Raw genomic sequence first — 25,569 nt, forward strand, 5'->3', positions numbered from 1 at the left:
GGAACCTAGCCGATCAGGCGGAAATCACCTGCAGGTGGCGCGTCGGGGCGGCCGCGTCCTCGCCCGAGAAGCCGTTGTTCATGGCCCAGATGGCGGCCTGGGTGCGGTTGTTGACGTCGATCTTGCGCAGCAGGGTCTTCAGGTGGACCTTGACGGTCGCCTCGGTGATGCCGAGCCGATTGGCGATCAGTTTGTTGCTGGCGCCGGTCACCAGGGACTGGAGGATTTCCCGCTCGCGCGAGGTCAGGCCGCGAACGGAATTGAGCGGCGACGGCGCGCTGCCGATGTCCAGCAGCATCGCGGCGAGGTTGGTCGGGAACACCTTCTCGCCGAGCATGATCAGGTGCAGCGACTGGACCAGCGCCTCGGGCGAAACGTTCTTGATCAGGAAACCATCGGCGCCGCCACCCAGCGCTTGGCGCAACGTGTCGACCGAGACCTCGTCGGCCAGGATGACGATGCGGGCGGCGGGATGGACATCGCGAAGCCGCTGAAGGTCGGAGGCTTCCTTGATGGCCTGGCCGGTGATCACCAAGGCCGGTGCGTTGCCATCGGTGACGGCGCTTTCGATCGCCAGATCCATCGTGTTGAACTCCGCGCCGACTTCGAATTGGGTGCCGGCCAGGAGATGCTTCAGGCCCTCACGGAACAGCCGGTTGGATTCGATCAGAACGGTGCGGGACGAGGTCATGGCAGTGTCTCTCCAAAAAAAGCGTTGCTATCGAAAGCGTTCATCATCGAACCAGGGCATGTTCCGAAGCGCTGGAGCCTGCCGCTTTCGTTGTCGCGTTGGAGAGATACTGCCGGAAAAGTTTCAGCTGATAAAGATAAAATTAACACTTTATAAAGGACAATTAGTCTTAGGCCTTTCCGACGTGGATGCTGGCGGGGGCATGACGATAGGCAGGGAGGTGACCGGATCGAAGGCCCGGAAGCGCCGCCGCCAGCATCTCGGCGTGATCAGTGACTTTCCCGGGGGATCTCGTGCCCTCGGCAGCCAACCAGGAAATCGAGGTCGGCGCCCCGGTCGGCTTGGAGCGTGCGCTCGACGTAGAGGCTCTGATAACCGCCCTTCATCGCTGGAACCGGGGGTCGCCAATCCCGCCGCCGCCGCTCCAGTTCCTCGTCGGAGACGCGGAGATGGATGGTGCGGGCCGCGACATCGACCGCGATGATGTCGCCGTCGGCCACCAGGGCCAGCGTGCCGCCGATCGCCGCTTCCGGCGCCGTGTGGAGGATCACCGTCCCAAACGCGGTTCCCGACATCCGGGCGTCTGATATCCGCACCATATCGCGGACACCCTTCTCCAGCAGCTTGCGCGGCAGCGCCATGTTACCGACCTCGGCCATGCCGGGATAGCCCTTCGGCCCGCAGTTGCGGAGCACCATGACACAGGTCTCATCGATGTCGAGATCCGGATCGTCGACCTTCCTCTTGTAGTCCTCGATGGTGTCGAAGACGACCGCGCGCCCCTCGTGGCGCATCAGGTGGGGCGAGGCCGCCGACGGCTTGATGATCGCGCCATCCGGGGCGAGGTTTCCCTTCAAGACCGCGATGCCGCCCTCCGCCACCAGCGCCTGGGCCATGGGACGGATGACATCGGGATTGAAGTTCTCCGCCGCTTCGATGTTCTCGCCGACCGTCCGGCCGGAAACCGTCGGCGCGTCCAGCTTCAGCAGGCCGGCGATCTCCTTCATCAGCGCCGGCAGCCCGCCCGCGTAGCAGAAGTCCTCCATCAGGTAGCGGCCCGACGGCATCAGGTTGAGGATGGTCGGGACGCCCTGGCCCCAGCGGTCCCAGTCGTCGAGGGTGAACTCGGTCCCGACGCGCCCCGCGATGGCGAGCAGATGCACGACGGCGTTGGTCGAGCCACCGATCGCGCCGTTTACCTTGACCGCGTTGGCGAAGGCGTCGCGCGTCAGGATGTGGGACAAGCGTAGATCCTCGTCGACCATGCCGACGATGCGGCGGCCGGTCATGCGCGCCAGCCGCGCGCGATGGGCGTCGACCGCCGGATAGGCGGCGTTGCCGGGCAAGGCGACGCCCAGCGCCTCGGCCATCGACGCCATGGTCGAGGCCGTGCCCATCGTCATGCAATGGCCGGGCGATCTGGACATGGCGTTCTCGGCGGCGAGGAAGTCCGCCCGGCTCATGACGCCGGCCCGCACCTCCTCCGAGAAGCGCCAGACATCGGTGCCCGATCCGATATCCTGGCCGCGGAACTTGCCGTTCAGCATCGGACCGCCCGAGATGACGATGCTGGGCAGGTCGCAACTCGCCGCTCCCATCAGCAGCGACGGAGTTGTCTTGTCGCAGCCCGCCATCAGCACGACCCCGTCGATCGGGTTGGCGCGGATCGACTCCTCGACATCCATGGAGGCCAAGTTGCGGAAGAGCATCGCGGTGGGGCGCATGTTCGACTCGCCGCAGGACAGCACGGGAAATTCGAACGGCACGCCGCCGGCCTCGAGCACGCCCTTCTTGATATGCTCGATCAGTTGCCTGAAATGGGCGTTGCACGGCGTTAGTTCGGAGAAGGTGTTGCAGATTCCGATGACCGGTCGTCCGTCGAAGGTATCGTCCGGCAAGCCGCCATTCTTCATCCAGCTGCGGTGGATGAAGCTGTCCTTGCTGTCGCCTCCGAACCAAGCCTGCGACCGTAGTTTACGCGTCATATCAGCGACTTCCAAGTTTCACGGGCCGAAGCGTCCTTCGACCCACTGTGGAACGCCGACCTGACGCGGGTCAATCCCCGAAGCCACGCCTACTTCTGGAGCGCGCCGGCGATGTCGGTCGCCAGGTCGGCCAACGCCAAGCTGAGGGCCGCCGCGACCTGATCCGGGTCCAGCGGGGTCGAAACCGGCTTGGCGACCGCCGTCCTGCCGAAGCGGAGCGGGCGGCGGTCGCCGGTATAGATGCGCCACCGGGCTTCCAGCACGGCCTGTCCCGCCTCCTCCGCCTCGAAGCGGTCCAGGTCGATCTCCACCGTGTTGGTCGGCGACAGATCCATCCGGACCGGCATCTGGAGCACCTCGGCGCCGGGCATCGTGGCGTTCAGGTTGCGCAGCAGGGTCTGGTTGATCATCAGCTCCAGCGTGCCGCCCCAGCGGTCGAATTCCAGGGCCTTCAACTGGTTGGCGGAGGTCCGTGTCACGATCTCGGGCCGGCGCAGATAGTCCGGCACTCCGACGCTCTCCAAGCCGATCACCCGGCTTGGCTTGGTCGCCACGGCGGGCGGACGCGGCGGGGCCGCCGTCAGGGTGTACAGGCGGCTGGGCTGCGACCCGGCACAGCCGGCGACCAGCAGCAGCGCGAACAGGGAAGCCAGAGGACGGGCTAGCGGGACAGTGGAGAGTTTCGTCATCTTCATCGTTTGCCTTGGATCAGGGCTTCGGGATGGCGTTCGAGATAGTCGGCGAACACCCGGATCGACCGGGCCGCCGTGGCGAGCTCCCGCATCAGGCCATTCATGTCCTGGATGACGGGCGCCGCCGAGCCGATCACCCGGTTGGTCGATTTCAGGGTGGCCTCGGCCTCGGTGCCGATGGCGGCGACGCTTTCGGAGGCTTGGCGCAGCGCCCGGATCATGGGTGCCGCCTCGCCGCTGACTGTCCGCATGGTCTTGTCCAACTCCACCATCGTGCTGCTGAGCGACGCCACCGCCCGCGCCGTCTCCGGGCCGCCGAGCAGGGTTCCGGCGGCGTGGACCGCCGCCCGCAATTCCTCGACGGTCTCGCCGATCGGCGCCTTGGAAAGCGACTCCATCAGCCCGGTCAGAGACCGGGTGGCGGTGTCCAGCACGTTGGGCTCGGTCGGCAGTTCCGGGATCGGCCCGGCGGTATCCAGCGAGGTCTGGGGTGATCCGGGGAACAGGTCGAGCGCCACCACCAGCTCGCCGGTCAGGATGTTGCCGGTCTGGACCTGGGCGCGCAGGCCGCGCCGGACCAGCTCGTCGACCCGGGCGTAGTCGGCGGACGCCTCCGCGGGATCGGAGGGCACCGGGGCGGAATCGATCCGCTCCGGCTCGATCTCGAAGGTGACCGGAATGCGGACGCTGTTGCTGGCCTGGTCCCAGGCCAGCTTGACGTCGGTCACCTGACCGATGCGGATGCCGCGGAACTCGACCGGCGATCCCGGCCGCAAGCCGCGCACAGAACCGTCGAAATGGGCCAGGAACGGCAGCTTGCGGGTGTAGCGCGACGCCTCGACGCTGCGCTGGTTGGCGAACAGCGGATAGCTGGTGCCCTCCTCGGCAGACGCGCTCGGGTTCTCGATGCCGGGGGTGTCGAAGGCGACGCCACCCGTCACCAGGGTCTGGAGCGATTCGATCGACAGCGCCGGCCCATCGGGACCATAGGAAACCTCGATGCCGCTGGTGTTCCAGAAACGGCTGTTCGGCCGCACCAGCTTGTCGTACGGGGCATGGACGAACACCGGGATGTGAAGCTCGCTCCAATTCTCGGTGAACTCATATCCAAGGACCTCGCCGACCTGGATACCGGCGTAATAGATCGGCACGCCCGGCGCCAAGCCGCCCAGGCGGGTGGAGGTCAGCAGGAAGCGCCGGCCGGGCGTGTTGGTCTGCACCAGCGGCGGCTCCTCCAGGCCGGTGAAGCTGGTCTCGCCCTCGCCGGAGCCGGGGTCGATCCCGATATAGGAGCCGGAGACGATCGTCGTCAGCCCCGACACCCCGCCGCTGCCCAACCGGGGCTTGACGACCCAGAAGCGGCTGCCGGTGGTCAGATAGGCCGCCGCCTGCTTGACCATCCTGGCGGTAACCACGACATGGCCCAGATCCTCGGAGACGGTCACGCTCTCGACCGTGCCGACATCGACCGCCTTGTACTTGACCTTGGTCTTGCCGGCCTCGATGCCCTCGGCGGTTTCGAAGGTGATCGTCACCATCGGGCCGCGATCGCTCACGGTGGTCCAGATCAGCCAGCCGCCGATCACCGCCGCCACCAGGGGCACGATCCAGATCAGGGGCAGGGTGCGCCGCTGGCGCACGGGCTCCGCCGCCGGGGTGACCGTGCCACCATCCCGGTTTCTGTCAGTCAAAACTCAAGTCTCCTGTCGGGTGGCGGCGGCGTCCCACATCAGCCGCGGATCGAAGGCGTGGGACGCCCGCATGGTCACGATGACCACCATGGCGAAGGCGACGGCTCCGGGTTCCGCCTGGACCGTGGCGATGGCGCCCAGTTGGACCAGCGCCGTTAAAAGGGAAATCATGAAGATGTCGACCATCGACCAGCGGCCGACGCCCTCGATCAGGCGGTATAGCCGCGTCCTGTCCCGCAAGCGGGTCGCCGAGCCGCGCCTGACCGATAGCAGAAGGTAGCCAAGTCCCATCAGTTTCAGCACCGGCACGGCGATGCTGGCGACGAACACCAGCAGCGCGATTGGCAGCATCCCGGACGCGATCAAGGTCTCGACGCCGGACAGGATGGTGTCGGGCTCGCCCGAGCCGAAATAGACCACGGTCATGATCGGCAGCATGTTGGCCGGGATGTACAGGATCGCCGCCGACACGGCGAGCGCCGCCGTGCGGTGGAAGCTGTGGGGTTTGCGATGGTGCAGCGCGGCACCGCAGCGCGGGCAGGGCAGGTGTTCCTCGGTGGACAGCTGGGCGCAGGCATGGCAGCGAACGAGGCGTTCCGGAGCGACACCCGTCGGGTCGCCGGATCGCCGCTGCGGCGACAGCCGGTCCCACACGTCGTAGGAGTCCAGCGAGGCCTCGGCCCAGGTCATCGTCACCATCAATCCGACCAGCGCCACCAGCGACGGTCCGATCTCGACCGTCGCGATGTCGGACAGTTTGACATAGGCCACGATCAGGCCCAGCAGGAAGACCTCGACCATCGCCCAGGGCTTGAGGTGGTCCAGCAAGCGGAAGACGGACGCGGTGCCGGGGGCGGGGTGGCCCAGCAGGAGCGGCACCGTGACGTAGAGCGTCGCCAGGATCTTCATCAGCGGCGCCGCCAGCACGGTGAAGAACACCAGCGCCGCCAGGATGGGATATCCCACGTTCCACAGTGCCTCGGCGGCGCTCAGGATGCCGCCGGGCTGCTCGCGGCCCTCCAACTCGAACACCAGCAGGGGGAACAGGGTCGCGACCGCCAGCAGGATCAGCGCCGCGACCGACAGGGCCGCCGCGCGCTGGATCCCATGGACCTGATTGGCGCGAAGCTCCGATCCGCACCGCGCGCAGACGGCCTTCTCGCCGCCGCGCATGTCCGGCAGGGCGTGGAGCAAGTCGCAGTCGGGACAGGCCACGAGCGGCCGTCCCGCCGCGACGGAATGGGTATGGGTCGGCATCGAAGTGGCCCCGTCACGTTCACCGGGGCGACTATAAAGGAATAGACGCCCCGGGCATGAACGTAATAGCGGCGCCGCTGGTGCCAACCCTTTCGAAAGTCTGGTTCCGGAGCCTGGACCCTTTTGGCCCTCACTCCTCGGGCGGGTCCTCCTGGCAGAACCCGCGTAGCGCGTCGATGTCCGACACCGCCACCTCGGCGCCATGGACCTCGACACCGATCGGGCGGAGCTTGGCGAGAGCGCGCGAGAACGTCTCGGGCTGGATGCCGAGCCGGCGCGCGACCAGCGATTTCTCCAAGGGCAGCGTGAACGACGCCCCGCCGGGACCGGGCGGGCACAGGCTCAACAGGAAGCCGCCCACCCGCTGGGGAGCGGACTGGACCTGCAACCGCTCGATCTGCCCCACCAGGGTTCGCAGCCGCATCGACAGCGATCCCAGCATGGCGAAGGCCGTCTTGACATCGGACTGGACGCAGCGGGCGAAGGCCTGCGAGGTGATCGACAGCACGCGCAGGTCGGTCACCGCTTGGGCGCAGACCGGAAAATTCCCCTGGGCGAACATGGCGGCGTCGGCGAAGCTCTCGCCGGCGTGGACCATGGTCACCACGGCCTCCGCCCCGTCGCGGTTGAGCCGGTACAGCTTGACCCAGCCCTCCAGCAGGATGAAGAACCTGTCCGCCGGGTCGCCCTGGACGAACAGGTCGGTCCCGCGCTCGACCGAGCGGACCGTGGCGGTGGCCAGCAGGGCTTCCAGCGCTGGTTCGGCCAGCTGCTGGAACAGCGGCAGTTCCCGTAACAGCGCCGCGTCGTGGGGTGACAGATCGGCGAGTTGGGCGGGCATGCTGCTCCCAGTGGGATGGGTCGGCTGGTATGTCCCGCTTATAGCATAGGATCCCGAGATGGATTCGACCTCGTTTTCAGCCCGGCCGGCCGTCGATCCGGGCGTTGGTCAAGATCGGAGTGTATTCGATCAGGTAGAGCGTGAAGGCCAGCGCCCACAGCACCCCGGAAACCCCGATCACGCCGGGAGCGTCCGGGGCGACCATGGGACCCAGGACCCGGACCAGCGCCGCGAGGTTGAGGATGGCGAAGGCCGCGGTCATCAGGCGGGTGGCCTCGATCGGACGCCCGGTGTGGCCGCGCGCCGTGCGGGCCATCATGCCCAGTGTCAGCACGCCGATGCCGCCGATGGTGAAGGCGTGGTCGGCGGCGCTGCCGGGGAGGGTGAAACCCAAATCAGCCGCCGCCCGCAGCAGCAGCGCCGCGGCGATCCAGGCGTGACCGGCGTGGAGCACCCATAGCATCGGGACCCCGCGCGTCGCCCAGGGCTTCCAGGGCAGCGCGCGGGCGGTCAGCGCCACGGCGGCGGCCAGCGCCGCCAAGCCGCTCATCATGGTCATGGGTGCGGCCACCGACAGGACCACCGCCAGCGCCGTCGCCAGGATCGCCAGCTTGTCCAGCCGCTTGTCGGTGCCGGCCCCGGCGGCGGGCAGGCGGTTGCGGGTGAAGAACGGGATCACCCGCCCACCCATCACGACGAGGATCAGCGTCAGGATGCCCAGCACGCCACGCGTCACCTCGGGCCCGGCGGCGATGACGCCGGCGGCGTCCAGGTGCAGCGCCAAGTTCGCCGCCCCCAAGCCGATCAGCACGAAGGGGAAGGCGATGTTGCGCTTGTTGCCCGCCGCCACCAGCGGCGGCAGCATGGCGAGCGCCGCCAGCGGCAGGAAGGCGCTATCGACCAGCGCCACCGCCTGCCACGGCAAGGCGCCGCCGGTCAGCATCGCGACGCGGCCGACCAGCCAAAGGGCGGCCAACCCGCCGAGCGGCGCGCTGGTCACGGTTGGGCGGCCGGTCCAGTTCGGAATGGCGGTCAGCAGGAATCCCACCAGCACGGCGGCGGTGAACCCGAACAGCATCTCGTGGGTGTGCCACGCCACCGGACCGAATCCCGTCGGCAATTCCAGATGCCCATGCCAGACACCGACCCAGAGCGGTATCCAGGCGGCGGCCAGTCCGGCGGCCAGCAGGTAGAAGGGCCGGAAACCGAGGGCGAACAGGGTGTGCGAGCGGCACCGGTGAGGATTGGCGAGAGTGGGCATGGCCATGGCGTGATGTCCGGGTGATGGCGGGTTGCGGCCGCCACCATCGCTTGGATTAACGGGGGGAGGCTTGACCGTGGTCAAGTCGATCCGCGCGAACGCTGATTTCCGCACCAGCAAAACAGGAAACTGCGCAAACCTTGATCATACCCCGGCCATGAGCGTCAGGAAACACCCGGTCCGTGGGATTTGACCGGTTGGCATGGTGTTTGCTGACGTTAACCATGACTGTTTTGTGGCCTTTGTGGCTTTTGACCGATTTCTGGGGGCTGTCATGGACTCAAACCTCACGCGACGCCACTTCATGCAAGGTGCCGCCACGGCGGCCGTGGCGGCCGGCTTCGCTCAGATAAATCCGGATTTCCTCATCTCGTCGGCGCGCGCCCAATCCGGCAAGCCGATGAGCTTCCTGTCGGCCGAGAACATCACCGGCAACTGGGACCCGACCGCCCATACCACGCTGTCACAGAAGAACATCGAGGGCTTCGTGATGGGATTCCTGACCCGGACCCCGATGCGGTTGGACGACCCGTCCGAGGTCGTCTATGAGCTGGCGACCAAGATCGAGCTGCTGACTTCCACGCGGCTCCAGATCAGCCTGCGCGACGGCATCAAGTTCCACGACGGCAAGCCGTTCAAGGCGGAGGACGTCAAGGCGACGTTCGAGTACGGCGCCCAGCCGGACCGCCCCGCCCAATGGTATCCGGGACCAACCGAAACCCTGACGATCGAGACGCCGGACGATCTGACCGTCATCGTCGACACCTCCAAGGGCGGCTATCCCGCCCACCTCTTCATCTTCCTGGCGGCCTTCCTGCCGATCATGTCGGCCAAGGACATCGCGGCCGGGCCAGGAGGACCGCTGTCGCAGCGGCTCAACGGCACGGGGCCATTCAAGTTCGTCGCCCAGCGCGGCAACGACACCATGCTCGAGGCGTTCGACGGCTATTTCAAGGGCAAGCCCGGCATCCCCGGCATCAACTTCAGCTTCGTCGCGGATTCCACGACCCGGATGCTGTCGCTGCTGAATGGCCAGGCCTCGATCGTCGAGCGGCTGGAGCCCGAGCAGGTCACCTCGATCGAGGGCAACCCCGCCATCGCCATCAACAAGGTCGTCTCGGTCGAGAACAAGTACCTGTGGTTCCGCTGCTCCAAGCCGCCCTTCAACGATCCGCGCCTGCGTTTGGCGGCTGCCCACGCGATCGACAGGAGCCTGATCCTCGAAGTGCTCGGCTCCGCAGGCCACAAGTCGGAGAACTTCGTCTCGCCGGTCAAGTTCGGCTATGTCGATCTGGAGAACTACCCGGCCTACGATCCCGACAAGTGCCAGGCCCTGCTCGCCGAGGCTGGTTTCCCGAATGGAAAGGGCCTGCCGCAGCTGGAGTACATCACCTCGGTCGGGTTCTATCCCAAGACCAAGGAATACGGCGAGATCATCACCGCGATGCTGACCGAGCAGGGTTTCCCCGTCACCCTGACCGTCCTGGAGCCCGCTGCCTGGAACGAGCGCCTGTACCACCGTCCCGGCGGTGGTCCCGGCCACATGGTCGATTGCGGCTGGTCGACCGGGTCGCCGGAACCCGATCTGGTCCTGCGCACCCACTTCCACTCGACCTCGCATCGGATCACCGGTCTGGAGGACGCCGAGATCGACGCCAGCCTGGACAAGGAGCGGAGCGCTCCGACGCTGGAGGAGCGCGGCAAGATCCTGAAGACCGAGACCATGCCGCTGATCGCGTCCAAGATGCCGGCGCTGTCGCTGTTCACCTCGGTGATGATCCACGCCATGAAGAAGGAGCTGGAAGGCCTCTACATCTATCCGGACGGCTCGATGGACGCTTCCCGCAAGATGGCCTGAGCCCATGTTCGTTCTCGCGTTCCTGGCACGGCGCCTCGTCCAAGGCCTCGTCATCGTCTTCCTGGTCTCGCTGCTGATCTTCACCCTGCTCCGGGTGGTGCCGGGCGATCCCGTCCGCCTGATGGCGGGAGGCATGGCTCCCGAGGCGCTGATCGAGCAGATCGCGACCAGCATGGGCCTGCGGGACCCGATCCTCGTCCAGTTCGGCCGCTACATGGGCAACGTGGTCCAGGGCGATCTCGGCCAGTCCTTCGTACGGCCGGCCAACGGTGCCGCGACGGGCGGGTCGAGCTTCAACGACGCGACGCGGGGCGAACGGGCCAAGGTGGCGGACCTCATCTTCGAGACGCTGCCGATGACCCTGCAACTGGCGGCGGTGACCCTGGTCATCGCCCTGGTCTTCTCCACCATCATCGGGGTGGCGGGCGGGTTGGCGCCTGGACGATGGCCGGACAAGGTGGCGTTCTACGTCTCGTCCATCTTCATCTCCCTGCCGAACTTCTGGCTCGGCATCGTGTTGGCCCTGCTGTTCTCGGTCCATCTCGGCTGGCTGCCGGCGATCGGCTACAACGGCTTCGCCTACACCATCCTGCCCGCCATCGTGCTGGCCGTCGAGCTGTCGCCGGTCCTGATCCGGACCCTGGTCAGCTCCGTCTCCAGCCAGATGGGCCAGTCCTATGTCTCGGTCGGCAAGGTGCGGGGGCTGGGTCACGCCCGCATTGTCGCCAACCATGCGCTCCGCAACGCGTCGGTGCCGCTGCTCAACCTGCTCGGCGTGCAGTTCTCCAGCCTGCTGGGCGGCGTGATCATCGTTGAGTTCATCTTCGACTATCCGGGCCTGGGACTGCTGACGATCAACGCCGTCCTGCAACGGGACTTCCCGCTGATCCAGGGCATCGCGATCGTGACCAGCGCAATCTTCGTGGTGATCAACATCGTCGTCGATCTGGTCGCCACCACCATCGACCCCAGACTCGAATACTAAGGCTGGAATACCGATGTCAGTCGTCTCCTCCACGCCCCTGGCCGCTGCGGCCGAGCTGAAGCTGCTGGCCCGGTCGATCCCCCGCCGCGTCTTCGACCGCGCGTCGGGCACGCTGGGCTTCCGGATCGGCGTGTCGCTCTTCCTGATCCTGGCGCTGGCCGCGATCTTCTATCCGGAGATCAGCGGCATCGACCCGACCAAGATGGACATCCGCGCCCGCCTGCTGCCGCCGGTCTTCCTGGGGCCGAACTGGAGCTGGGCGCACCCGCTGGGCACCGACCAGATCGGCCGCGACATGCTGGTGCGCTCGCTGGTGGGGCTGCGCTACTCGTTCCTGATCGGCGTCGCCTCGGTCGCGGTGACGCTGGCGATAGGCTGCGCGCTTGGCACCGTCGCGGGATATTACGGCGGCCGGACCGACACGGTCATCATGCGGATCACCGACGCGCAGCTGTCGATCCCCATGATCATCCTGGCGATCTCGGTGCTGGGCGTCTCGCGCCCGACCATCCCGGCCATCATCCTGGTGCTGGGACTGTCCAACTGGCCGGTCTACGCCCGCATCATGCGCTCGGTCGTGATGACCGAACGGCGGAGCGAATATGTCAGGGCGGCCCAAGTGGGCGGCTCCACCGACCTTCGGATCATCCTGATGCTGCTGGTGCCGCTGCTGCTTCCGCCGATCCTGTTCACCTCCGTGCTCGATGTCGCCCGCATGATGATCTTCGAATCCATCCTGGGCTTCCTGGGGCTGGGCGTGCAGCCGCCGACGCCGACCTTCGGCAACATCATCGCCGATGGCCGCAAATACCTGCTGAACGCGTGGTGGATCGCGACCATGCCGGGCGTCTTCCTGGGCTTGACCCTGACCAGCATCAATCTGGTCGGAGCCTCGCTGGAGCGTGCCCGCAACTCGATCCATGGAGGCGAGGCATGACCGCCGCCGTGATATCCCCCACGCTTCCCGTCCTGGATGTCAGGGGCCTGACGGTCGGCGTCCGCCAGCAGGCGGGCTTCCGGCCGATCCTGCACGACATCTCGTTCACGCTGATGCCGCGCGAGATCGTCGGCATCGTGGGTGCCAGCGGCGCTGGCAAGACCGTCCTGTCCAAGGCCGTTGTCAATTGGCTGGAGGCGCCCCTGGCGATCGACGGCGGCGAGGTCCGGTTCGAGGGCGCCGACATCCTCGGCTTGGCCGCCGGCGACATGCGCCGCCTGCGGCGGCGCGTCGCCTATGTCGGCGCCAACCCGATGGGGGCGCTCGACCCGACCTTGCCGGTCGGCCGGCAGATCGTCGAGAAGCTGATGGCCGTCGTGCCGGGCTCGTCGCGCCGCGAGTCCGAGCGTCGCGCGATCGAGTTGCTGGAGGCGGTTCGCATTCCATCCGCCAAGTCCCGTTTCCACGATTACCCCTCGCAGTTCAGCGGCGGCATGATGCAGCGGGCGCTGATCGTCGACGCGCTGATCACCAATCCCGCGCTGCTGGTCGCCGACAACGTGACCCAGCCGCTCGACGTGACGGTCGGCGCCCAGGTGATCCGCCTGATGAAGGAGCTGGCGCGCGACTTCGACACGGCCGTCCTGTTCGTCTCCTCCTCGCTGCCGGTCGCCCGCGAGGCGGCGTCGCGCATCCTGGTGATGGGCGAGGGCCGGATCGTGGAGGAACAGGCGACCGAGGCGCTGATCGCCAATCCCCGGCACGCCTACACGGTCAATCTGGTCGAACAGACGCCCAAGATCTGGAGCGGCGGGGCCGCCACTCAGCCCCAGGCCACCCAGTCCCTGGAAACCGGTTCCGACCGCGAGGTGGTGATCAGCCTGCGCGACGTGTCGCAGATCTACCGGGTCAAGAAGCGCGACAGCTTCGCCGGCGTTAACGAGGTGCGGGCCGTCCGCGACGTCACCTTCGACATTCGCCGGGGCGACAGCTTCGGCATCGTCGGCGAGTCCGGCTGCGGCAAGTCCACCCTGATGCGGCTTCTCAGCCGGCTGGAATTGCCGGAATCCGGCGAGCTGCTGTGCCACGGCGGCGATATCGGCAAGCTGAGGGGCAAGGGGCTGCTCGACTTCCGGAAACGCCTGCAACTCGTGCTGCAAGACCCGTTCGGGTCGCTGCCTCCCCGGACCGCCGTTGGCAGGATGCTGGAGGAACCGCTCCGCGCCCATGGCTGGCGCGACCGCAAGGTGATCCGGGAGCGGGTGCTGAAGGTGATGGGCGATGTCGGCCTGGCGCCCGAGCTTTACGAGGAACTGCCGCTGGGGCTGAGCGCCGGCCAGCGCCAGCGGATCAACGTCGCCCGCGCGCTGGTGCTCGATCCCGAGATCCTGATCATGGACGAGACGCTGTCGGCGCTGGACCAGACCGAGCAGTTCAAGCTGCTCGACCTGTTCCAGAAGCTCCAGCGCGAGTACGACCTGACCTACATCTTCATCTCCCACGACCTCGCCATGGTGCGGAAGGTCTGCAACCGCGTCGCGGTGATGTATCTGGGCGCCGTGGTCGAACTGGCGGAGAACGAGCGCCTGTTCTTCGATCCCGGCCACCCCTACACAAAGGCCCTGCTCAGCGCCATGCCGGTGCTGGAGACCCGCCGCTACCAGCCGGAGGACTGCCTGCTGGATGGCGAGCCGCCCAGCCCGATCGACCTGCCGACCGGCTGCTGCTTCAAGACCCGCTGCCCCCTCGCCTTCGACAAATGCGATACGATCAGCCCGAGCCTGATGGCGCGCGGCAACCGGAACTTCGCCGCCTGCCATCTGGTCACATCGCAAGCGGCCCCGCCCAATTCCCAATCAGGAGGTCAGCCGGGGCCGAGGGAGACGGAGTATCAGTCGGCATGAGCATCATCGAGCACCGGCTTCAGCTGATCCTGGATGAACTGCGGCGGGAGCAGCGGGTGACCGTGCGTTTCCTGTCCGAGAAGTTCGCCATCAGCGCGGAGACGGTCCGCCGCGATCTGAAGGAATTGGAGGCGGGCGGCCACGCCCGGAGGATCTATGGCGGAGCCGTCATGGACACCCAGAAGGGCGACCGCCCCTTCGTCGAGCGCCTGCGCGTCAACGCCCGCGAGAAGGCCCGGATCGGCGCCATCGCCGCCTCCCTCGTGAAGGACGGCATGACCATCTTCGTCGATACCGGCACGACCACGCTTGCCTTCGCCCAGCACATGATCGGGCGCCGGAACGTCAGGATCCTGACCAACTCGATCGACATCGCCGGCGCCTTCTACGATGACCCGCAGGCCAACATCCGCGTGTTGGGAGGCCGGCTGACGCCCCACTACAAGGCGTTGTTCGGCCCCGAGACCGTCACCAGCCTGAGGGAGCATTTCTTCGACCTGGCCGTGATGGGTATCGGCACCGTCCACATCGAGCACGGCTTCATGGACCGGGGCGAGGACGAGGCGGTGCTGCGCCGGGCGGCCCGTGCCCAGGCCAAGCGATCCATCATGCTGGCGGACGGCAGCAAGTTTGGCCGGCTCGGTTCGGTCCACACCTTTCCCCTCGACCAGATCGACGTGCTGGTCACCGACATCCCCTTGGCGCCCGACTTCGCCGAGCGCTTTTCCCAATCCGAAGTGGAAGTCCTGAATGCCTGAGAAGAGCTCGTCCAACCCGCCCGTGGCGATCGACGCCGCGCGCCTCGACGCCATGATGAAGGCCGTCTCGGCGTTTGGCGGCGGCGCGGACGGATCGATGAACCGACTGACCCTGTCGCGCACCGACGGCGCCGCGCGCGACTGGCTGGGCGCGTGGTTCGGCGAGAACGGCTTCGTCCAGAAGGTCGACGCGATCGGCAACCAGTTCGGCGTGCTCGACCTCGCCGGGCCGAACGCGCCGGTCATCATGGTCGGCTCGCACCTGGACAGCCAGCCCAACGGCGGCCGGTTCGACGGCGCGCTGGGCGTGGTGTCCGCCTGCGAGGCGGTGCTGTCGGTGGCGAAGCGCATCAAGGACGATGGCCGCCTATCCGCCTGCAACTTCGTCGTCGTCAACTGGACCAACGAGGAGGGCGCCCGGTTCCAGCCGAGCCTGCTCGGCAGCAGCGTCTTCGCCGGGGCCGCCGACCTGGACTGGGCCCTGGCCCGCACCGATGGCGCCGGGGTCAGCGTCGCCGAGGCCCTGAGGGAGATCGGCTACGCCGGCACCGATACCGTCGGGGTGCCGGACGCGCTGATCGAGATCCATATCGAGGGGGCTCCGGTGCTGGAAAGGGAAGGCCAGCGGTTCGGCGCCTTCACCCGCTTCTGGGGCGCCACCAAGTACCGGCTGGCCTTCCTCGGCCGCCAAGCCCACACGGGGCCGACGCCGATGGCGGAACGGAAGGACGCGCTGCTCGCCGCGGCCTATCTGATCACCGACCTCAAGGCGATGGTGGCCGACCACGGGCTCGACCTGCACACCTCGGTCGGACGGCTGGAGGTCTACCCCAACTCCCCCAACACGGTCCCGGCCGAAGCGGTGCTGTTCATCGAACTGCGCTCCGGCTCGCCGGAGGTCCTGGCGGCGGCGGAGGAACGCATGCTCGGCTTCGTCGAGCGGGCTTGCGCCATGGCGGAGGTCACCCACGAGGTCCGCTCGATCGACCGGCGCAGGGCGGGCGGTTTCGACGAGGGGCTGATCGCCCTGGCGGCGGACTGCGCGGCGGCGCGGGGCGAACCGCCGCGGGCGCTCGACACCATCGGCGGTCACGACGCGGTGGCGATGTCCGATGTCTGCCCCGCCATCGTGCTGGCGGTGCGCAGCCGGGATGGCGTCATCCACCATCCATCGGAATACACCTCGCCGGAGGATCAGGCGTTCGGCACCCAGGTGGTCACCGACATGCTGTACCGACTGGCATCCGATGGGATGGAGGCGATTGGTGGCAAGGAGGGGGGCGAATGAAGTCTTTGGGAAGCCCGGCTGACACCCAGGAGCGGCTGGCCGAGTCGGCGCTGGCCCGCTGGGACGCCTTCGACGCGGAGCGGGGGCGTTATGGGGTGGCGGTCCCCGGCGCCGCCTCGCCCTCGTACCACGGCGTCGAGTCCGCCAGCTATCTGGTGGCCCCGGACGGCGGGGACCCGGCGTACCTGCTCAAGGTGACCGTCGCCGAGATATCGGGCCTGATCGACCAGGCGGCCAGCCTCGCCGCCGCCCGAACGATCCACGGGCTTGGCTTGGCTCCCAAACCGGTCGCGGCCTTCCCGGAACAGGGGGCTATCCTGTTCGAGCTGCTGGGCGAGGGCTGGCGCGCCGCCCGGATCGACGATCTCCGGAGCGGCGGCAATCCCGCGAGGCTAGTGGAGATGCAGAGATCGATCGGCGCCGGTCCGGCGCTGGCGCGCGACTGGAGCGTGTTCGACGGCATCGGGGATTTGCGCGGCGTTCTCGCCACCACGAAGGTCCGCCTGCCGGACGACGCCAGCCGGCTGTTCGCGACGGTGGACTCCATTGGGAGCGCGTTGGCGGCGTCCGGCATCGACCTCAGGCCGGCACATGGCGATCCCCAATCCTCCAACGTGATGATCGGCCCCGTCGGGGCGCTGCGTTTGGTGGATTTCGACATGGCGGCCAATGTCGATCCCTATTACCAGCTTGGCATCCTGATGAACGAGCTGTGCCAGTTCGACGACGAGATGAAGCCGCTGCTGGAGATGCACGAGGGCCGGTTCGATGACCCGTTGTTCGCCCGCTGCCGTCTATATGCCGCGGCCGACGACCTCTATTGGGCGCTCCGAAGCCTCGTCCTTGACCAGCTCTCGCCGCGCCGGAGCCTGGAATTCCTGAAATTCGCCGAATGGCGGCTGCTGCGCTGCCGCTCGCTGGTCGGACGCCCCGACTTCGAGGGTCTCATCCGCTCGATCTGACGGAGTTCAACGATGAACCAACTGGGTATGGCTCGGACCGACGCCGAGAAAACCGTCGAAGCCGCGATCCTGGGTGTCGCCGCGTGGACTGATCGGCCGGTGCGCTACCGGCCGGTGCTGGGCGGCATCTCCAACACCAACTGGCGGATCGAGGTCGAGGGGGAGCCGACCGCTTACTTCCTCAAGGTGCCGGGGCGCGGCACCGAGATGTTCATCGACCGCGCCGCCGCCTACGCCGCGAGCCGGCAGGCCGAGGCGATCGGCATCGGCCCCCGCACCTTCGATTGGCTGACCGGGCGCGACATCGAGATCGCCGAGTTCATCGAGGGACGGCGCGTCTCGACCCACCGCGACTTCGCCGATCCCGCCGTCCGGGCCGAGGCGGTGCGGGTCTACCGCCGGTTTCACGCGGCTCCGCCCTTGCCGCTGACCAAGACCGTGTTCGACATGATCGACGAGCACAAGGCGCAGGTGGCGGAACTGGGCGGACACACGCCCCACGACCTCGCGTTCCTCGACCGGCAGTACAAGGCGGCGCGCCAGGCGTTGGAGGCATCCGGGCTCGATCTGGTGCCCTGCTTCAACGACCCGATGCCCGGCAATTTCCTGATCGGCGACGACAATTCGATCAAGCTGATCGACTTCGAATACGCCTCCAACAACGACAGGATCTACGATCTGGCGATCTGGAGCGGCGAGATGTTCTTTCCCGAGAGCGTCGACCGCGAGATCCTGGAGGAATATTTCGGCCGGTTCGACCAAACGCTGCTGGCCCGCCTGATGGTCCACAAGGTCCTGGCCGACATCAAATGGGGCACTTGGGCGATGGTCCAGAACAAGATCTCCGCGCTGGACTTCGACTTCTACAAATACGGCATCTGGAAGCTGATGCGGGCCCGGTCGATCATCAACGATCCGCGTTGGGAGACCTTCCTGAGGGACGTCTGAGCGGCATGGCCGCTTGGTCTCAGCGGGGAGCCGCGGTCGAACCCCGGACGATCAGCGTGGTGTCGAGCAGGCGGCGCGCCGGCTCGACCTCGGGGGAGCGCAGGCGGCGGATCAGCATCTCCGCCGCCACCTTGCCCATCTCGTAGACCGGCTGCGACAGGGCGGTGATGTTCGGTTCCACGAAGGTCATCCACTCCATGTCGTCATAGGCGACGAACGACAGGTCGCCGGGTATCCGGATGCCCATCTCTCGGCAGGCTTGGTAGGCGCCGTGGGTCATGACGTTGTCCACCGTGAAGATCGCGGTCGGCGGCTGGTCCAGCCTCAGCACCTCCAGCGTCCGCTCGCGCGCGGCGTTGGGATCGTATGACCCGGTGCCGCGGATCAGCGCTGGATCGACCGGCACCCCCGCCGCCGCGTGCGCCTGGATGTATCCCAGCAGACGGGCGCCGCTGGGCATCAGCATCCGGGTATCCGGCGCCGGGGCGGAGCCGATCCAGTTCCGCCATTCCATGTCGAGGGCGGCGCGAAGCTCCGCGATGATCGCGATCCGCCGGTGGCCCAGGTCGAGCAGGTGGCCGACCGCCGTCCGGCTGGCGCCGACGCTGTCGGTCAGGACCGCGTCCGCCGTCAGTCCCACGACGTCGCGATCGAACAGCACCACCGGCGTGCCGCTCTCGGCCGCCTCGGCGAGGTGGTCGGTCTCGACAGAGCTCGCCGGCGACACGATGATGCCGTCGACCTGCTTTTGCAGCAACAGGCCGACCGCCTCGCCCTCGAGGGCCACATCCTCGTCGCTGTTGGTCAGGATGGTGCCGAAGCCATCACGCCGCGCCACATCGCCGATCCCCCGCATGGCGCTGGCGAAGAACGGATTGGCGATGTCGGCGCCGACCACGCCGATCGTGTTGGTGCGGCCGGTGATCATGCTGCGCGCCAGGCTGTTCGGCCGATAGCCCAAGTCCTCGGCCGCTTTCCGGACGCGCTCGCGGATCTCCTCGCGGACATAGCCATAGTCGCCTAGCGCGCGGCCGGCGGTCGCGGAGGATACCCCCGCCTCCTTGGCCACGTCGGCGATGGTGGCGCGGCGGCGCTCGGGGGGAATCGGGGAGGATGCCATGCCTGGAGGTTCTTCGTTTCGATAGCGTCGGAAGCGGCCACCCGGGCGACCGGGCGCCGCATGCTACCCGTTCTTTCCCGAACGGGCAAAGCCACTCGCCGAGGCCAGTCGCTGGGTGGGGGCCTAGAAGCCGACCTGCGGCGTCGGGCGGGAGCCGTCGGAGAAGCGGGTGATCGAGAAGGGCGTCACGTCCACCGCCGGCTTGGCGCTGGTGGCGAGATCGGCCAGCACGTGCCCCGCGCCAGGGCCCAGCGTGAAGCCATGGCCCGAGAAGCCGGTCCCGACATGGAAGCCGGAGATGGACGGAACGCTGGAGATAACCGGTACCGCGTCGGGGGTGACGTCCAGCAGCCCGGCCCAGCTCTGTTCGACCGGCACCGTTCCGAAGATCGGGAAACGCTCGACCAGCCGGCGGCGGGTCTCGTCGGTGAAGCGCTGGTTCGGATCGGGATCGTTGACGCGGGTCGCCTCGTAAGCCGACGCGGCGTCCGCCGGGCGTCGGCGGGCATCCCGCAATTCGGTCATGAACCGGCTGGCGGTCGGCCGCAACCGGCGCCATGACATGCGCAGCGTCGGCGTGAAGTCGCGCATGAAGCGGAAGCTCGACGGCGTGATCGGGGCCAGAGTGTTGAAGGGATCGCCGATGGTGTAGCCGCCATCGGCCCGGCGCCGGAACGAGTAGTGCTGGGTCACCGCCGCCGGCAGGGGAGCGCCGTCCAGGGGCGCCGTCCGCATCACAGAGGCCTGAACCAGCAGTTGCGACAGCCTGACGTTCAAGCTGTCGCAGAACAGCCGGCTCCACGCGCCGCCCGCCAGCACCACGGCGTCGGCCTTGATCCGGCCGCGCTCGGTCCAAACGCCGGAGACGTGGCCAGCGGCCGTATCCAAGGCCCGCACCGCGCAGTTGGTCAGGATCCGGGCGCCCTTGCGCTGGGCGGCCCTGGCGATGGCCGACGCCGCGCGCTGTGGTTCGGCGACGGCGTCGCCCTCGGCGAACAGCCCACCCTTGAACGGCCGGGTGGCGCCGGGGAACAGGGTGGCGACCTCCGCGCTGGACAGCACGCGGGCGTCGAGCCCCTGGGGGGCCGCCCGACGGCACCACGCCTCGGCCACCGCGATGGGGGCGTCCGTATCGTAGAGCCGCGCGATGCCGGTCGCGCGATAGCCAATATCGGCTTCGACCACTTCCGTCATTTCGCCCCATAGCCGGGCCGCCAGCACGCTGATCGGGATTTCCCGGTCGTCGCGGCCGCAGGTGATGATCCAGCCCCAGTTGCGGCTGGATTGCTCCCCGGCGATGTGGCCCTTCTCGCACAGGACCACCGGAACGCCCTTCCGGGCGAGGAAGAGCGCCGTGCTCGTCCCGACGATGCCGCCGCCGATCACCACAACTGCCGTTTCCGTCGGAAAATCGGCGTCGGCGGTCACCTCGTCCACGATCAAACCCATCAGGGGTTCCTTTCCATTGCGTCGATCGGCCACCGCATCGACCGGTATGGCCAATCCGTCAGCGCTGCATGAAGTTGTCCCAGCGCTCCAGCACGGCGGTGGTGTTCGCCGCCCACCAAGCCTCGTCCAGCTTGATCTGCGACTTGACGTTTTCCGGCGAGGTGTTGATCTGGGCTATCCGCTCGGGCGACAGGACCTTGGTGTCGAAGGCCTTGAGGTTGGCCGGGCCGTAGTCGACGGTTAGCGGGAAATGCGCTTGCTGCTCGGGCGAGAAGAACATCGCCAGGGCCTTCATCGCCATATCCTTGTGGGGAGCGCCCTTGGGAATGGCGAAGGCGTCGCCGGTCAGGATGCCCTGGTTGAAGGTGAAGCCGGCCTTGCCGCCATCGCGCATCACGCTGGAGGCGCGGCCATTCCAGATCTGGATGTAATCGACCTCGCCATCCTTCAGCAACTGGGCCGACTGGGCACCCGAATCCCACCAAGCCTCGATCTCCGGCTTGATCTCCTCCAGCTTCTTGAAGGCGCGGTCGACATCCAGCGGATAAAGCTTGTCCGGTGCCACGCCATCGGCCAGCAGCGCCATCTCCAGGTTGCCGCGTGGGAACTTGTAGACGGAACGGGCGCCGGGAAAGGTCTTGGTGTCGAAGAAGTCGGCCCAGGTCTTCATCGTCTTGCCGCCGGGCTGGCCCGTCTTGGTGTTCCAGGCGATGACGGTGCTGTAGTAGTAGGCGGGGATGCAGTAATCCATGTCCGAGGGAGAGTCGATGCCGTCGGTGTTGACGACGCTCCGGTCGATCTTCTCCAGGATGCCTTCCTTGGCGGCCTGCTGGCACTCGTCCAAGCCCAGCTGAGCTATGTCCCAGGTGACGGCGCCGCTCCGGACCTGGAGCCGTACGTCACGGACGTTTTGGATTGTCTCCTCCTTGAACGTCACGCCCAGAGCCTTGGCGGTGGGCTCGAAGAAGGCGGCGCGTTCAGCGTCGGCGATGATGCCGCCGCCGGTGGCGACGGTCAGCTGCTGCGCGCTGGCGCCAGTGACCGGGATCGTCCCGACCAGCAAACCGGACAAGAGCCCGGGCAGAAAAATGGCAGGCAGGGTTCTCGCTGTCATGATGTTCCTCTTTTCCGCGACGGGAGCCTTGTCTTTCCATGAGTACGTTCTCATAGTGTGAGAACGTTCTCATCCAGTGACGTCACTGTCAAGACCGATCCTGCGCGCTGATCGAAAGAGCGGGAAGGTGGGTGGCAACGATCCCGACAGGAGGAGCTCTTGATCAACCAAAACCCCACCAGGCTCAGCCCCAGCCAGCTTTGCGGCACCAATTTCAGCTATTACCGCTTTTCGTTCCAACGCTTCCTGGACGACATGGTGGCGCTCGACCTCCAGACAGTGGAGATCTGGGGCGTCGCACCCCACCTGCACGTCGATCATGTCACCTCGGCGGACCTCAAGCGGATCAAGGGGCAGTTGAGCGAGCGCGGCCTCAAACTAGCCTGCTTCACGCCGGAGCAGATCCTGTACCCTATCAACATCGCGTCCGCCGAAGACTGGCTGCGGGACCGCAGCATCGTGTTCTTCCGCCGCGCGGCCGAGATCGCGTCGGAGCTGGAATGCCCGCACCTGTTCCTGACCTCGGGTTCCGGCTATCAGGACCACCCGCGCGAGCCGGCGTGGCTACGGTCCGCCGACGCGCTGCGCGGGATCGCCGACCACGCGGCGTCGCTGGGTGTCACCGGCGTGCTGGAGGCGCTTCAGCCGCGTGAGTCCAACCTCGTCCTGTCGGTCGCGGACCTGATCCGGATGCGGGCCGACGCCGGCACGCCGAACCTCAAGATAGCCCTGGACACCGTCGCCATGGCGGTCGCCGGGGAGGGCGTCACCGACTACACGGCGGCGTTCGGCGGCGATATCCGTCACGTCCACTTCATCGACGGCGATCCCGCCGGCCATATGGCCTGGGGCGACGGCAACCTGCCGATGGAGACGTATCTGAACGATCTCGCGGCGGCGGGCTATGGCGGCCGCCTGTCGTTCGAGTTCTCGGCGTCCCGCTACGCGCTGGACCCATTGACGCCGGTCCGCCAATGCGTCGACCGCATCCGCTCGGCGCTGGCGGCTTGACACCTGACGGCGGCGGTCCCTCAGGACCGCCGCTCGCCCTTTCCAGTGCCGGCGGCCACCATGAAGATGACCACGCCGACGATGCTCATGACGATCAGGATCGATGACACCGCCGCGATCGTCGGGTCCAGCTGATCGCGCAGCGACATGAACATCTTCCGTGTCAGCAGCGTGTTGTCGCCGCCCGCGATGAACAGCGAGATCACCACCTCGTCCAAGGATGTGATGAAGGCGAACAGTGCTCCCGCCAGCACCGACAATTTTATCCGCGGCAGGGTGATGCCGAGGAACGCCCGGATCGGGTGGGCGCCCAGGCTCTGCGCGGCGATCTCCAGGTTATGGTCGAACGACTTCAACCCCGACAACGTCGTCACCACAACGAAGGGCAGGGCCAGGGCCGTGTGGGCCAACACGATGCCGGGCAGCGAATTGACCAGTCCCAGCCTGATGTAGAGGAAGAAGACGCCGATGCCCAGGATGATCACCGGAACGACCTGGGGCAGCAGGAAGACCCCCTTCAGGATCTGCGCGGTCGTGACTCGGCTCCGCGACAGCGCGGCCGCCGCCGCCACGCCCAACGGCGTCGCCAGCAGCGTCGTCAGTCCGGCGACGGTCAGCGAGGTGCGGGTGGCGTGCAGCCACTCGACCGAGCCGAAGAAGGTCTCGTACCAGCGGAACGACCATTCGCTTGGCGGGAATTCCAGGTAATTCGAGGCCGAGAAGCTCATCGGCACGACAACCAGCACGGGCGCCACCAGGAAGAACAGGACGATCACCAGCAACGCGTAAAGCCAAACGCGCCGCCAGGGCGACAAGTAGGCGTTCGTGGACTCCATCTGGCAATCTCCTCAGTCGGCGCCGCGCCCGCCGAGCAGGCGGCTCGCGAGAAGCATCAGGCCAACGATCACGACCAGCACGACCGCCAGAGCGCTGGCGGCGCCCCAGTCGGCGTAGACGATGACGTTCTGCTGGATCTTGATCGACAGCGTCGTGACGTTGCCGCCGCCCAGCAGCTGCGGCGTCACGTAGAAGCCGAGGCAGAGCACGAAGGTCAGCAGCGCCCCGGCGATCAAACCTTGCTTCGACAGCGGCAGGAACACGTCGAGGAAGGCCCGCGTCGGCGTGGCGCCGAGGCCGTGGGCCGCCCGCGTCAGGTTGCCGTCGATCGAGCGCATCGAGGCGTAGAGCGGAAAGATGAAGAACGGCAGCATGATGTGGACCATGCCGACCGTCGTTCCGAAGAAGCTGTTGGACATTCGCAGCGGCCGCTCGATCAGCCCGGCGTCCAGCAGCCAGCCGTTGAGGATGCCGTTCCGTTGCAGGATCACCATCCAGGCGTAGGTCCGGACCAGCAGCGAGGTCCAGAACGGGATGGCGACGCAGGCCAGGGCCAAGGCCGACAGGCGCGGCGGCAGCAGCGTGATGGCGTAGGTCGTGGGATATCCCACCACCACGGTGATCACCGTCACCAGCCCGGCCAGCTGGAACGTGGTCAGGAAGATCGCGGCGTAGCTCGAGTTGTCGATCATGCGCTGGTAGTGCGCCAGCGACGGCGCGCCATCGACCGAGAAGGACAAGACGCCCAGCCAGATCGCGGGGGCGATCACCAGGGCCACGATCATCAAGCTCGGCAGCACCATCAACGCCAGTTCGGCCTTGCCGCGGGTTTCCAGCGCGGTCAGCAGGCGTGCGTTCAATTGGAGGCTCATGGCGCGTGTTCCCCGGCTTGGACGCCGCTGACCACCCAGGCGTCCTCCTCGTGGATCGCCATGCGGAACCGGCTGCCGACGGCGGGCAGGTCGCGCATGGTGTTCTGCCGGGTGCCCCGCTGCAATCTCAGGCGGGTGCCGTCGGCCAGCGTGGCGTGGACGACCACCAAGTCGCCTTGGAACAGCACGTCATCCGCCACACCGTCGAAACGGATCAGGTCCGGTTGGGCATCGGGCGACGACACGATCTCGATCTTCTCAGGCCGCAGCAGCAGCAGGGGATCGGCCTTGCCGGTGACATGCGCCGCCCGGAAACCGTCGGAGACCGCAAGATCGACGCCGCGGCCCCGGTCGGTCAGGGACACGAAGCCGCTGTCGCCAATGAAGTCGGCGACGAAGCGGTCCACCGGCTTGTCGTAGATGTCGCGCGGCGACGCGATCTGGCGGATGCGGCCCGACTTCAGCACCGCCACCCGATCCGACATGGTCAGCGCCTCCTTCTGATCGTGCGTGACATAGACGATCGTGCGGCCCAACGTCTCGTGAAGGCGCTTCAACTCGACCTGCATCTCCTCGCGCAGGCGCTTGTCCAAGGCCGAAAGCGGTTCGTCCATCAGGATGATGTTGGGCTCGAACACGATGGCGCGGGCGACCGCCACGCGCTGGCGCTGGCCACCGGAAAGCTGGTCGATGCGCCGGTCGGCGTATTGCTCCATTCGGACCGCCGCCAGCGCGCGCTTGGCCCTGTCGTCCCGCTCGCCGCGCCCGACGCCACGCAGCTTGAGGGGATAGGCCACGTTCTCTCCCACGCTCATGTGTGGGAACAGCGCGTAGTTCTGGAACACCATGCCGATGTTCCGCTTGTGCGGCGCCAATGTCACGATCTCCCGGCCATCGACCTTGATGCTGCCCGCATTCGGTCGCACGAATCCGGCGATCGTCATCAGGAGCGTGGTCTTGCCCGATCCGGACGGCCCCAGCAGCGTCAGGAACTCACCAGCCTTGATCGAGACGGAGATGTCGTCGAGGACGCTCAGCGAGCCGTAGTTCTTTCTCAGTCCCGCGATTTCTATCGATGAAGCCATGGTTTCCCTCGCACCTTTGCCGC

Annotated in this window: 22 protein-coding genes; 9 read left to right on the top strand and 13 right to left on the bottom strand. The window is 67.1% G+C overall.

Annotated elements, in window-relative coordinates:
* Positions 1-13: 13 nt before the first annotated feature.
* The 7 genes from N825_RS21140 to N825_RS21170 all read right to left on the bottom strand — a co-directional run bounded on the left by N825_RS21140 (position 14) and on the right by N825_RS21170 (position 8,424).
* A complete protein-coding gene (locus tag N825_RS21140; RefSeq protein WP_037456691.1) occupies positions 14-691 on the bottom strand; it encodes a LuxR C-terminal-related transcriptional regulator in 678 nt (225 codons plus the stop codon).
* A 269-nt stretch (positions 692-960) separates the two neighbouring features.
* Positions 961-2,676, bottom strand: a complete 1,716-nt coding sequence (locus tag N825_RS21145; RefSeq protein ID WP_037456692.1) for an IlvD/Edd family dehydratase — start codon at positions 2,674-2,676, stop codon at positions 961-963.
* An 89-nt stretch (positions 2,677-2,765) separates the two neighbouring features.
* Positions 2,766-3,365 carry a PqiC family protein gene (locus tag N825_RS21150; RefSeq protein ID WP_245613190.1) on the bottom strand — a complete coding sequence of 200 codons (600 nt, stop codon included), beginning with the start codon at positions 3,363-3,365 and terminating at the stop codon, positions 2,766-2,768.
* Between the two features lie 2 nt (positions 3,366-3,367).
* On the bottom strand, positions 3,368-5,059 hold the full coding sequence (locus N825_RS21155; RefSeq protein WP_063833894.1) for a PqiB family protein: 1,692 nt from the start codon (positions 5,057-5,059) through the stop codon (positions 3,368-3,370).
* 3 nt (positions 5,060-5,062) lie between these two features.
* Positions 5,063-6,316 carry a paraquat-inducible protein A gene (locus tag N825_RS21160; protein WP_051512710.1) on the bottom strand — a complete coding sequence of 418 codons (1,254 nt, stop codon included), beginning with the start codon at positions 6,314-6,316 and terminating at the stop codon, positions 5,063-5,065.
* Positions 6,317-6,446: 130 nt separating this feature from the next.
* Positions 6,447-7,157, bottom strand: a complete 711-nt coding sequence (locus tag N825_RS21165) for a Crp/Fnr family transcriptional regulator (RefSeq protein WP_051512711.1) — start codon at positions 7,155-7,157, stop codon at positions 6,447-6,449.
* Positions 7,158-7,233: 76 nt separating this feature from the next.
* Positions 7,234-8,424 (bottom strand): NnrS family protein, encoded by a 1,191-nt coding sequence (locus N825_RS21170; protein WP_037456698.1) that lies wholly within the window; start codon positions 8,422-8,424, stop codon positions 7,234-7,236.
* A 268-nt stretch (positions 8,425-8,692) separates the two neighbouring features.
* On the opposite strand from N825_RS21170, the gene N825_RS21175 reads away from it, so the two are divergent.
* The 8 genes from N825_RS21175 to N825_RS21210 are packed head-to-tail and all read left to right on the top strand — an operon-like array spanning position 8,693 to position 18,058.
* The gene (locus tag N825_RS21175) at positions 8,693-10,276 is read left to right on the top strand and encodes an ABC transporter substrate-binding protein (RefSeq protein ID WP_037456700.1); all 1,584 of its coding nucleotides are present in this window, start codon (positions 8,693-8,695) and stop codon (positions 10,274-10,276) included.
* A 4-nt stretch (positions 10,277-10,280) separates the two neighbouring features.
* Positions 10,281-11,261 carry an ABC transporter permease gene (locus N825_RS21180; protein ID WP_037456701.1) on the top strand — a complete coding sequence of 327 codons (981 nt, stop codon included), beginning with the start codon at positions 10,281-10,283 and terminating at the stop codon, positions 11,259-11,261.
* Positions 11,262-11,274: 13 nt separating this feature from the next.
* Positions 11,275-12,198, top strand: coding sequence for an ABC transporter permease (locus tag N825_RS21185; protein ID WP_037456704.1), 924 nt, complete (start codon positions 11,275-11,277; stop codon positions 12,196-12,198).
* Complete coding sequence (locus N825_RS21190; protein ID WP_084164939.1) at positions 12,195-14,102, top strand: ABC transporter ATP-binding protein; 1,908 nt, start codon at positions 12,195-12,197, stop codon at positions 14,100-14,102. The genes N825_RS21185 and N825_RS21190 overlap by 4 nt, the downstream gene beginning before the upstream one ends.
* Positions 14,099-14,860, top strand: coding sequence for a DeoR/GlpR family DNA-binding transcription regulator (locus N825_RS21195; protein WP_037456707.1), 762 nt, complete (start codon positions 14,099-14,101; stop codon positions 14,858-14,860). Before N825_RS21190 ends, N825_RS21195 begins: the two co-directional genes overlap by 4 nt.
* Positions 14,853-16,148, top strand: a complete 1,296-nt coding sequence (locus tag N825_RS21200; RefSeq protein ID WP_037456709.1) for a Zn-dependent hydrolase — start codon at positions 14,853-14,855, stop codon at positions 16,146-16,148. Before N825_RS21195 ends, N825_RS21200 begins: the two co-directional genes overlap by 8 nt.
* Positions 16,145-17,110 (top strand): phosphotransferase, encoded by a 966-nt coding sequence (locus N825_RS21205; RefSeq protein ID WP_037456710.1) that lies wholly within the window; start codon positions 16,145-16,147, stop codon positions 17,108-17,110. Before N825_RS21200 ends, N825_RS21205 begins: the two co-directional genes overlap by 4 nt.
* A gap of 12 nt (positions 17,111-17,122) precedes the next feature.
* On the top strand, positions 17,123-18,058 hold the full coding sequence (locus tag N825_RS21210) for a phosphotransferase (protein ID WP_037456712.1): 936 nt from the start codon (positions 17,123-17,125) through the stop codon (positions 18,056-18,058).
* A 19-nt stretch (positions 18,059-18,077) separates the two neighbouring features.
* Here the strand turns inward: N825_RS21210 and N825_RS21215 are convergent, their stop codons facing one another.
* The 3 genes from N825_RS21215 to N825_RS21225 all read right to left on the bottom strand — a co-directional run bounded on the left by N825_RS21215 (position 18,078) and on the right by N825_RS21225 (position 21,741).
* Entirely contained in the window at positions 18,078-19,178 is a 1,101-nt protein-coding gene (locus N825_RS21215) for a LacI family DNA-binding transcriptional regulator (RefSeq protein ID WP_051512712.1), read from the bottom strand.
* 123 nt (positions 19,179-19,301) lie between these two features.
* The gene (locus tag N825_RS21220) at positions 19,302-20,627 is read right to left on the bottom strand and encodes an NAD(P)/FAD-dependent oxidoreductase (protein WP_037456880.1); all 1,326 of its coding nucleotides are present in this window, start codon (positions 20,625-20,627) and stop codon (positions 19,302-19,304) included.
* A gap of 58 nt (positions 20,628-20,685) precedes the next feature.
* Complete coding sequence (locus N825_RS21225) at positions 20,686-21,741, bottom strand: ABC transporter substrate-binding protein (RefSeq protein WP_063833903.1); 1,056 nt, start codon at positions 21,739-21,741, stop codon at positions 20,686-20,688.
* Between the two features lie 159 nt (positions 21,742-21,900).
* Here N825_RS21225 and N825_RS21230 point away from each other — a divergent pair, with 159 nt between their 5' ends.
* Entirely contained in the window at positions 21,901-22,752 is an 852-nt protein-coding gene (locus N825_RS21230; protein WP_198038801.1) for a sugar phosphate isomerase/epimerase family protein, read from the top strand.
* 20 nt (positions 22,753-22,772) lie between these two features.
* On the opposite strand, the gene N825_RS21235 is transcribed toward N825_RS21230, so the two are convergent.
* From N825_RS21235 to N825_RS21245, 3 genes are read right to left on the bottom strand one after another with little or no spacing between them, the layout of a single operon-like run.
* A complete protein-coding gene (locus tag N825_RS21235) occupies positions 22,773-23,588 on the bottom strand; it encodes an ABC transporter permease (RefSeq protein WP_037456715.1) in 816 nt (271 codons plus the stop codon).
* 12 nt (positions 23,589-23,600) lie between these two features.
* Complete coding sequence (locus N825_RS21240) at positions 23,601-24,461, bottom strand: ABC transporter permease (protein WP_051512714.1); 861 nt, start codon at positions 24,459-24,461, stop codon at positions 23,601-23,603.
* Entirely contained in the window at positions 24,458-25,546 is a 1,089-nt protein-coding gene (locus tag N825_RS21245; protein WP_037456718.1) for an ABC transporter ATP-binding protein, read from the bottom strand. Before N825_RS21245 ends, N825_RS21240 begins: the two co-directional genes overlap by 4 nt.
* Positions 25,547-25,569: the final 23 nt, after the last annotated feature.

Origin of the sequence: Skermanella stibiiresistens SB22 (assembly GCF_000576635.1) — a bacterium.
Taxonomy (GTDB): Bacteria; Pseudomonadota; Alphaproteobacteria; order Azospirillales; family Azospirillaceae; genus Skermanella; species Skermanella stibiiresistens.

Bases quoted from the DNA above. Each gene is read 5' to 3' on its own strand.
- N825_RS21140 (WP_037456691.1), bottom strand. From the start codon at position 691: ATGACCTCGTCCCGCACCGTTCTGATCGAATCCAACCGGCTGTTCCGT.
- N825_RS21145 (WP_037456692.1), bottom strand. From the start codon at position 2,676: ATGACGCGTAAACTACGGTCGCAGGCTTGGTTCGGAGGCGACAGCAAG.
- N825_RS21150 (WP_245613190.1), bottom strand. From the start codon at position 3,365: ATGACGAAACTCTCCACTGTCCCGCTAGCCCGTCCTCTGGCTTCCCTG.
- N825_RS21160 (WP_051512710.1), bottom strand. From the start codon at position 6,316: ATGCCGACCCATACCCATTCCGTCGCGGCGGGACGGCCGCTCGTGGCC.
- N825_RS21165 (WP_051512711.1), bottom strand. From the start codon at position 7,157: ATGCCCGCCCAACTCGCCGATCTGTCACCCCACGACGCGGCGCTGTTA.
- N825_RS21170 (WP_037456698.1), bottom strand. From the start codon at position 8,424: ATGGCCATGCCCACTCTCGCCAATCCTCACCGGTGCCGCTCGCACACC.
- N825_RS21175 (WP_037456700.1), top strand. From the start codon at position 8,693: ATGGACTCAAACCTCACGCGACGCCACTTCATGCAAGGTGCCGCCACG.
- N825_RS21180 (WP_037456701.1), top strand. From the start codon at position 10,281: ATGTTCGTTCTCGCGTTCCTGGCACGGCGCCTCGTCCAAGGCCTCGTC.
- N825_RS21185 (WP_037456704.1), top strand. From the start codon at position 11,275: ATGTCAGTCGTCTCCTCCACGCCCCTGGCCGCTGCGGCCGAGCTGAAG.
- N825_RS21190 (WP_084164939.1), top strand. From the start codon at position 12,195: ATGACCGCCGCCGTGATATCCCCCACGCTTCCCGTCCTGGATGTCAGG.
- N825_RS21195 (WP_037456707.1), top strand. From the start codon at position 14,099: ATGAGCATCATCGAGCACCGGCTTCAGCTGATCCTGGATGAACTGCGG.
- N825_RS21200 (WP_037456709.1), top strand. From the start codon at position 14,853: ATGCCTGAGAAGAGCTCGTCCAACCCGCCCGTGGCGATCGACGCCGCG.
- N825_RS21205 (WP_037456710.1), top strand. From the start codon at position 16,145: ATGAAGTCTTTGGGAAGCCCGGCTGACACCCAGGAGCGGCTGGCCGAG.
- N825_RS21210 (WP_037456712.1), top strand. From the start codon at position 17,123: ATGAACCAACTGGGTATGGCTCGGACCGACGCCGAGAAAACCGTCGAA.
- N825_RS21215 (WP_051512712.1), bottom strand. From the start codon at position 19,178: ATGGCATCCTCCCCGATTCCCCCCGAGCGCCGCCGCGCCACCATCGCC.
- N825_RS21220 (WP_037456880.1), bottom strand. From the start codon at position 20,627: ATGGGTTTGATCGTGGACGAGGTGACCGCCGACGCCGATTTTCCGACG.
- N825_RS21225 (WP_063833903.1), bottom strand. From the start codon at position 21,741: ATGACAGCGAGAACCCTGCCTGCCATTTTTCTGCCCGGGCTCTTGTCC.
- N825_RS21235 (WP_037456715.1), bottom strand. From the start codon at position 23,588: ATGGAGTCCACGAACGCCTACTTGTCGCCCTGGCGGCGCGTTTGGCTT.
- N825_RS21240 (WP_051512714.1), bottom strand. From the start codon at position 24,461: ATGAGCCTCCAATTGAACGCACGCCTGCTGACCGCGCTGGAAACCCGC.
- N825_RS21245 (WP_037456718.1), bottom strand. From the start codon at position 25,546: ATGGCTTCATCGATAGAAATCGCGGGACTGAGAAAGAACTACGGCTCG.